Source organism: Streptococcus sp. 3167 (assembly GCF_013277175.1).
In the GTDB taxonomy this organism is placed as follows: domain Bacteria; phylum Bacillota; class Bacilli; order Lactobacillales; family Streptococcaceae; genus Streptococcus; species Streptococcus pseudopneumoniae.
In genome coordinates, this window is the sequence record NZ_VMML01000118.1 from 1 (window position 1) to 1,110 (window position 1,110).

The window sequence follows — 1,110 nt, forward strand, 5'->3', positions numbered from 1 at the left end:
TTAAGGGAGTATATAGGTAGCGTTAATGTTAAGTTTTATAGAGAATAGAAAGGAAACAACACATGACACAATTTAATGAATTTATTATCGCTTTTGCGACAGGCTTTTTAGCAGTAGCAGTAGGCAGTATCGTGAAAATGGTGAAAGACTATCTTTTGCGAAAAGGCGGAGAAAAAGCGGTTATTATCGCTGAAATCCTAGCCAAGAACGCAGTTCATGCCGTTGAGCAGGTGGCTGCTGAGACAGGTTATAAAGGTGATGAAAAATTGGCACAGGCTCGTGCTAAAATCCGTGCAGAGCTGACCAAATATAACATCAGTATGACCAATAAGGACTTGGATACCTTTGTGGAGTCCGCAGTGAAGCAGATGAACGACGCTTGGAAAGGACAAGAGTAATGGATATCGATACAAGCAGACTACGTACAGGCTTGCCACAAGTAGGCTATGCGCCATATCGACAAGTGCACGCTCACTCTACGGGGAACCGTAATTCTACCGCTCAAAATGAGGCAGACTACCACTACAGAAAGAACCCTGAGCTTGGTTTCTTCTCTCATGTCGTTGGTAACGGTCGTGTCCTGCAAGTAGGCCCTGTAAACAAGGGCTCTTGGGATGTAGGCGGCGGTTGGAATGCGGAAAGCTATGCGGCAGTTGAATTGATTGAAAGCCATTCAACTAAAGAAGAGTTCATGACGGACTACCGTCTCTATATCGAACTCTTACGCAATCTAGCAGATGAAGCAGGTTTGCCGAAAACGCTTGATACAAGCAGTTTGGAAGGTATCAAAACACATGAATACTGTACCAATAACCAACCAGACAATCATTCAGACCACGTTGACCCGTATCCATATCTAGCCAAATGGGGCATTAGCCGTGAACAGTTCAAGCAGGATATTGAAAGTGGCTTGACAATTGAAACAGGTTGGAAGAAGAACGATACAGGCTATTGGTATGTACACTCAGACGGCTCTTATCCAAAAGACAAGTTTGAGAAGGTCAACGGCACCTGGTATTACTTCGACGGCTCAGGCTATATGCTTGCGAACCGCTGGAAGAAGCACACAGACGGCAACTGGTACTGGTTTAACCAGTCAGGTGAAATGGC

The 1,110-nt window shown here is 44.9% G+C and carries 2 protein-coding genes; both read left to right on the forward strand.

What is annotated here, in order from left to right; genetic code table 11:
* The first annotated feature begins 62 nt into the window (after window positions 1-62).
* Window positions 63-398 (forward strand): phage holin, encoded by a 336-nt coding sequence (locus HT678_RS11210; RefSeq protein ID WP_172925059.1) that lies wholly within the window; start codon window positions 63-65, stop codon window positions 396-398.
* A partial coding sequence (locus HT678_RS11215) for an N-acetylmuramoyl-L-alanine amidase family protein (RefSeq protein ID WP_172925061.1) occupies window positions 398-1,110 on the forward strand: 713 nt, incomplete at its 3' end. The genes HT678_RS11210 and HT678_RS11215, both read left to right, overlap by 1 nt.

Coding starts and splice junctions, on each gene's coding strand:
- HT678_RS11210 (WP_172925059.1), top strand. CDS start 63: ATGACACAATTTAATGAATTTATTATCGCTTTTGCGACAGGCTTTTTA.